Annotated in this window: 6 protein-coding genes; 4 read left to right on the forward strand and 2 right to left on the reverse strand. The window is 69.8% G+C overall.

Features of this window, described 5'->3' with window-relative positions; all coding sequences use genetic code 11:
- Positions 1-179: 179 nt before the first annotated feature.
- The 4 genes from ROTAS13_RS18305 to ROTAS13_RS18320 all read left to right on the forward strand — a co-directional run bounded on the left by ROTAS13_RS18305 (position 180) and on the right by ROTAS13_RS18320 (position 2,643).
- Positions 180-506 carry an RNA-binding S4 domain-containing protein gene (locus ROTAS13_RS18305; protein WP_051004840.1) on the forward strand — a complete coding sequence of 109 codons (327 nt, stop codon included), beginning with the start codon at positions 180-182 and terminating at the stop codon, positions 504-506.
- A 139-nt stretch (positions 507-645) separates the two neighbouring features.
- Entirely contained in the window at positions 646-1,119 is a 474-nt protein-coding gene (ybaK, locus tag ROTAS13_RS18310) for a Cys-tRNA(Pro) deacylase (RefSeq protein ID WP_019461231.1), read from the forward strand.
- A gap of 140 nt (positions 1,120-1,259) precedes the next feature.
- Positions 1,260-1,592 carry a ferredoxin FdxA gene (fdxA, locus tag ROTAS13_RS18315; protein WP_019461230.1) on the forward strand — a complete coding sequence of 111 codons (333 nt, stop codon included), beginning with the start codon at positions 1,260-1,262 and terminating at the stop codon, positions 1,590-1,592.
- 397 nt (positions 1,593-1,989) lie between these two features.
- Positions 1,990-2,643 carry a CarD family transcriptional regulator gene (locus ROTAS13_RS18320; protein WP_075823034.1) on the forward strand — a complete coding sequence of 218 codons (654 nt, stop codon included), beginning with the start codon at positions 1,990-1,992 and terminating at the stop codon, positions 2,641-2,643.
- Positions 2,644-2,758: 115 nt separating this feature from the next.
- Here ROTAS13_RS18320 and ROTAS13_RS18325 read toward each other — a convergent pair whose 3' ends face one another.
- Positions 2,759-3,559, reverse strand: coding sequence for a Bax inhibitor-1/YccA family protein (locus ROTAS13_RS18325; RefSeq protein WP_171979145.1), 801 nt, complete (start codon positions 3,557-3,559; stop codon positions 2,759-2,761).
- Between the two features lie 956 nt (positions 3,560-4,515).
- Positions 4,516-5,691: an amidase family protein gene (locus tag ROTAS13_RS18330; protein ID WP_083755600.1), complete on the reverse strand. Its 1,176-nt coding sequence runs from the start codon at positions 5,689-5,691 to the stop codon at positions 4,516-4,518.
- Positions 5,692-5,737: the final 46 nt, after the last annotated feature.

The following is a 5,737-nucleotide window of genomic DNA, read 5'->3' on the forward strand; positions in this document are numbered from 1 at the left end:
GCGCGGCGACAGGCCAAGGGGCGACCGGCCGCGCGGCGACCGCCCCTTCTCCGACCGCGACCGGAAGGGTGGCGACCGCGAGCCCCGCGTCTTCCAGATCGGTGGCAAGCGCGACTCCGGCCCCGACCCGGACAGCCCCTTCGCGGCCCTGGCCAAGCTGAAGCTCGGCAAGTGACGGCTTGAGCGGCCCGGGCGTAGGCCCGAGAGGGGGCCAGAAGGGAGGGCAGGAGGGCCAGGACTGGCAGCGGCTGGATGCCTGGCTCTGGTGCGCGCGGGTGGCCAAGACCCGCGCCGCCTGTTCCCGTCTGGTCGAGGCCGGTGCCGTCCGCCTGAACCGCCAGCCGGCGGAAAAGGCCCACGCCCGGCTGCGGCCCGGGGATGTGCTGACCCTGGCGCTCGGCGGCCCGGAGCACGGCCGCATCCAGGTCTGGCGCGTCCTGTCCCTCGCCATGCGCCGTGGCCCGGCACCCGAGGCCCGGCTGCTCTACGAGGAACTCGCGGACTGAGCGGGGGCGGCGCGCCCTCCCCGGGAGATCGTGGGGACAGGGCTTCGTCCCGCCCCTGCCATGTTCCGTCCTGGTGGCCTAGGCTCGCCCGCAGGCCGCGCGGCCCCTGCCGCCGGCGTCATCCTGCCGGATCGGGCCCATGTCCAACGCCACTCCCGCCACCCGCTTCCTCGACAAGGCCGGTATCGCCTATGAGCGCCGGCACTACGACTACGCCCCGGGGGCGGAACGCATCGGGCTCCAGGCGGCGGAGGCCATCGGCGAGCCGCCGTCGCGCGTGCTGAAGACCCTGCTGGCCCGCGTGGATGGCAGGCCGGTCTGCGTGCTGCTGCCTTCGGACCGTGAGGCGAGCATGAAGCGCCTCGCCGCCGGCTTCGGCGGGAAATCGGCCGGGATGATGCCGCCCGGGGAGGCGGAGCGCCTCACCGGCTACCATGTCGGCGGCATCAGCCCCTTCGGCCAGCGGCGCCGCCTGCCCACGGCGATCGAGGAGGCCGCCATGGCCGAGCCCTATGTCTTCGTGAATGGCGGCCAGCGCGGCCTGCAGCTGCGCCTGGCCCCGGCGGAGGCCCGCGACGCGCTGGAGGCCATCGCCCTGCCCCTGGTGGCCTGATGCCGCCGCCGGGCAGGGGAACCGTCCCCACGGGGCAGACCGGCGGCATGAACGGCTTGCCGGAACGCCCCGTTCGCGCCATGTGACGCCGGAACTTTCGCCAGCGTGCCGGAAGAGATACCGGACAGGAGACTGCCGCAGTGACCTACGTCGTCACCGAGAACTGCATCCGCTGCAAGTACATGGACTGCGTCGAGGTGTGTCCCGTGGACTGCTTCTACGTCGGCGAGAACTTCCTTGTCATCCATCCGGATGAGTGCATCGACTGCGGCGTCTGCGAACCGGAATGCCCGGCGGAGGCGATCCTGCCGGACAGCGACGATCGCGCGACCGCCTGGGCCGAGGTCAACCGCACCTATGCCCAGCAATGGCCCAACATCACCCGCAAGGGCGAGGCGCCGGCGGATGCGGAGGAATGGAACGGCAAGCCGGACAAGGCCGGCCTGCTGAGCCCCAACCCCGGCAAGCCCTGAGGCCTCTCCGGCGGCAGGTCCTTCTGCCCGCCGCCCTTCCGGTGGTCCTCCGCCGGGAAGACCCCTGCCGCCGTCTGTCGGGCGAGCCCCGGCGGCGGATGCCCCGCATGTGACGAGCAGCGGATTTTCTGGTATGGGGCCGCTCGTTTTCGGTCAAGGCATCCCCAATCTCCCGTGGCCGGCCCGTTCCGCCGCCCGGTCGGTTCCGTTCGAGCAGGGCGGGACCAGGGGGAGGACATGGCCCGATCCGGAGAACGCAGCCCTCGCCGCGGGGCCGCGTTCATCCGCACTGGAGGTAGAGAATGAAGGCTCCCGCGCAAGCGCCAGCCCCCATCGTCATCCCCGGGGCCGCCCCCGGCGTCGCATCCGGATGGGACCAGCAGGGGAGTGTCCGGGCATGAGCGCCGATCCGAAGCCGGAAGAGACCATGGCCGACGCCGCCCCGGCTCCCGAGGCCCGGGCCGAGGAAAGCCAGGCCAACTCCGTTCCCAGCGGCCCGATTCGCCCCGCCCCGCCGCCCAAGCCGCTCGGCAACCAGGGCAAGGACTTCAAGGCGGGCGACCATGTCGTCTATCCGACCCATGGCGTGGGCCAGGTGCAGGGCATCGAGGAAGTGCCTGTCGCCGGCACGACCCTGAAGGTGATCGTGATCACTTTCGAGGAGAACCGGATGACGCTGAAGGTGCCGATGGCCAAGGCTCCTTCCTCCGGCCTGCGCAAGCTCGCCTCGCCGAAGGTGATGGACGAGGCCATGGCGACGCTGCGCGGCAAGGCCCGCATCAAGCGCACCATGTGGTCGCGCCGCGCCCAGGAATACGAGCAGAAGATCAACAGCGGCGATCCGATCGCCATTGCCGAGGTGGTGCGCGACCTGCACCGCAACGCCGGCCAGCCGGACCAGTCCTTCTCCGAGCGGCAGATCTACGAGCTGGCGCTGGACCGCCTGGCCATGGAGGTCGCGGCGCGGGACAGCACCGACAAGATCAAGGCCACGGTGAAGCTGATGGAGCACCTGAACAAGGCCGACAAGAGCGCCGACAGGGGGGAGTGATCCCCCTTCCCTTCCGGTCGCGGGATGCGGACGGCGGATATGGAAAAGGCCCCGGGGATCGCTCCCCGGGGCCTCTTGTCGTTCCGGCCCCCGTCCGGGCGGAGGCCGGGGCGGATCAGTTGGACTGGTTCCGCACGCCCATGAACTGCAGCATGAACTGGAACAGGTTCACGAAGTTCAGGTAGAGGCCCAGCGCGTCGAAGACGGAACGCTTGGCGGCCTCGTCGCTGCCCTCGGCATAGGCGAACTCGATGTAGTCCGCCTTGATGCGCTGCGTGTCGTAGGCGGTCAGTCCGGTGAAGATCAGCACGCCCAGGACGCTGATGGCGAACTGCAGCGCCGTGGAGCCGACGAACATGTTGACCAGCCCGGCGATGATGATGCCGATCAGGCCCATCATCAGGAAGCTGCCCATGCGGGTCAGGTCGCGGTTGGTGGTGTAGCCGTAGAGGCTGACCGCCGCGAACATGCCGGCCGTCACGAAGAAGGTCGTGGCGATCGAGGTGCCCGCGTAGATGACGAAGAGGTTCGCCATGCTGGCGCCCATCGCCGCGGCGAAGGCCCAGAACAGCGCCTGCACCGTCGTCTTCTGCATGCGGTTCACGCCGAAGGACAGCACCAGCACGAAGGCCAGCGGCGCCAGGATCGCGGCCCAGCCCAGCAGCGTGGGCTGCGTGACAAGGTAGCCGGACTGGGTGCGGCCCACGGTGTAGAAGGCCTGGGACAGCGCGGTGTTCGCGATGACATAGGCGACGATGCCGGTCAGCGCGAGGCCGGAGGCCATCCAGTTATAGACCCGCAGCATATAGGCGCGGAGCCCGGCATCCAGGACGGCGGCATCCGTGCTCGCCCGCCCCAGAGGCTGGGTCCACGCCGAGCCGCCGGTCGTGAAGCGGTTGTCGGGACGCAGTGCCATGGTGTGTTTAGGACTCCTCCTGGCGGGAATGAGGTTTGGGCCATCCCCGCAGTCACGGGACTATATGGACATTCTGTAATGCGGATCAATGGGCGAGAACGGCCCGGCCCCTCGGGCCGCCTCGCGCCAGGAGCCGCGATCGGATTCCGCCCCTTCCTTCTCCCGGCAGGGACCGGTGATATGGGGCGGCACACGACACATCCCAGCAGGATAACACGATCCCGCCGTTTCCGGCCGGATATCGCGCGGGCCGGGAATCGCCCCGAAGGAAAGAGCCTGCACCAAGCGCCCGGGCCTGAAAGACCATATCGGGAACGCACCGCGCCAGGACGCCACTCTCTTCGCCGGAACCCGCCGGTCCGAACCGGGACATGCCGATGCACCTCCTCTTCCCCAAGGGAATCTCCAGGGGCGTACCTGGGGAAGATGATGCGCTGATGGAGGAAGGACCATGGGCTTTCCGTGTCCTGCGGATTGCAAATGGTGACGGACTGGCACCTGGGGCGCCAGGACGCCCAGAATTCAGCCGATCCGCGCCGGTTTCGCCCCCTCGCCGGATGCCGGGAGCCTTGCCGCCGGCTGTGACAGTGGAACGCGGCCCCGCGCTCTCGCACGCATGGACCATGTCGTCGCGAGCGGTGGTTCCGGTGGCCTCGCGGCTCCGCCTGGCAGCGGCGCGACCGCGGCTGTCGCTCCCCAGGTCGTATCGGCCCAGCCGCTTCCCCAGACCTCGTCGGCCGGCTCCGTTCCCTGCCAGGGGTAACAGGCCGAAGCGCGATGCGTGAGCCTGAACATGGATGTGCCATCCAAAATATCTTTCGTTGTCTCTTTAATGATATTTTGGTGTCACGTCATGTCCTGTTTTCATAAAGCGCGCTCCTCGGCCGCTTTCTCGGGCAAAGTGGCCGGATGGAAGCGGGGCCGGAGGAAGCCTCCTCTCCGGCCCTCAGCCTGCCTCAGCCGAAGCCCATGAAGCCCGGGCTCTCGCGCAGCGGCACGGCGGCCTTGAGCTTCGCCAGGTCCGGCACCGGCCGGGCGGTGCGCGGGTCCCCGGCCAGCAGCCGCTCCAGCGCCGCCGCGACGGCCAGCACCTTCGCATCGCCGCCGCGCGGCCCGACGATCTGCAGGCCGAACGGCATGCCCCTGTGGTCCAGCCCCACCGGCAGCGAGATGGCCGGATGCCCGACCAGGGTCGCCGCATAGGCGAGCGCCAGCCAGTGGAAATAGGTCCGGGTCGGCACCCCGTCGATCTCGGCCGGGTAGAGCTCGGTCCAGGGGCGCGGGCTGAGCGTGACGGCCGGGGCCAGGATCACGTCATGGCTCTCGAAGAAGCCCTGCCAGCTCTTGTACATCGCCATCTGCAGCTTCATCGCCCGCACCACGTCGAGGGCGCTGTAGCCCAGCCCTTCCTCTACATTCGCGCGGACATTGGGGCCGACCTGGTCCGGCGTGTCGCGCACCTTCTCATGGAAGCCCGCGAGGAAGGACAGCGCGCGCAGCACCTCGAAGGACTCGTCGGCCCCGGCGCAGTCCGGCGTGGTGTCCTCCGCCCGGGCGAAGACATGGCGGAACAGGCCGGTCTTCTCGGCGAAGACCGCGCGGATGTGCTTCTCGGTCGGGGCGAAGCCGAAATCCGGCGTCAGCGCCACGCGCAGCGAGGCGAGGTCCACCGCCCCCGGCACGGCGAAATCCTCCGGGCGGCGGACCTGCCGGCCCTCGATGGTGGTGGCCAGCGGGTCGCCGGCATCGTCGCCGACCATGGTGGAGAGCAGCAGGCAGAGATCCGGCACGGTGCGCGCCATCGGCCCGAGCACGCCGAGCGCGGCCCAGCCCAGCGGCTTCTTCTCGTTCGGCACCAGGCCCGGCGTCGGGCGGAAGCCGACGATGCCATTATAGGCGGCCGGGTTGCGCAGCGAGCCGCCGGTGTCGGAGCCGGTGGCGACGGGCACCATGCCGCAGGCCAGCGCCACGCCCGAGCCGCCGGAGGAGCCCGCCGCCGAAAGCGACGGGTCGAAGGGATTACCCGTCGCGCCATAGACCCCGTTGCGCGTATTGGCGCCGGCGCCCCATTCCGGCGTGTTGGTCTTGCCGAGCACGATCGCCCCCGCCTTGCGGGTATGGGCGACGATCAGCTGGCTGTCTCTTGATCACATCTACGCACAGCTCCACCGTAAGGCG

Source organism: Roseomonas sp. TAS13, from assembly GCF_001950415.1.
GTDB lineage: Bacteria > Pseudomonadota > Alphaproteobacteria > Acetobacterales > Acetobacteraceae > Roseomonas > Roseomonas mucosa.

Excerpts from the sequence above, each read along its gene's own strand:
- ybaK (WP_019461231.1), top strand. The coding sequence starts at position 646 with ATGTCCAACGCCACTCCCGCCACCCGCTTCCTCGACAAGGCCGGTATC.
- ROTAS13_RS18320 (WP_075823034.1), top strand. The coding sequence starts at position 1,990 with ATGAGCGCCGATCCGAAGCCGGAAGAGACCATGGCCGACGCCGCCCCG.
- ROTAS13_RS18325 (WP_171979145.1), bottom strand. The coding sequence starts at position 3,559 with ATGGCACTGCGTCCCGACAACCGCTTCACGACCGGCGGCTCGGCGTGG.